Genomic DNA, 279 nt, shown 5'->3' on the forward strand with positions numbered 1-279 from the left:
TTCCAAGCTGGAAATCCACCATCTAATATATATACTTTCTCATGTCCTACATAGTTTAATAACCACCAGAGACGAGAAGCATTTGCACCCGCTTGACTGTCATATGCAATTACTGTCGTATGTTCATCAATACCAGCTTGTGAAAGCTTGTCTGCAAACTCCTCAATATTCGGCAATGGATGGCGACCACCATGTTCTGTTACAGGACTTGATAAATCTAAATTCAAATCAAAATATAATGCATGAAGAATATGTTCTTCCTCATACTTTTCTCTACCC

The 279-nt window shown here is 38.0% G+C and carries 1 protein-coding gene; it reads right to left on the reverse strand.

All coding sequences use genetic code 11. From position 1 onward, the window contains the following. A partial coding sequence (locus SB775_RS28950; protein WP_410864656.1) for a sulfurtransferase occupies window positions 1-279 on the reverse strand: 279 nt, incomplete at both ends.

This window comes from Peribacillus sp. SIMBA_075, from assembly GCF_046534585.1.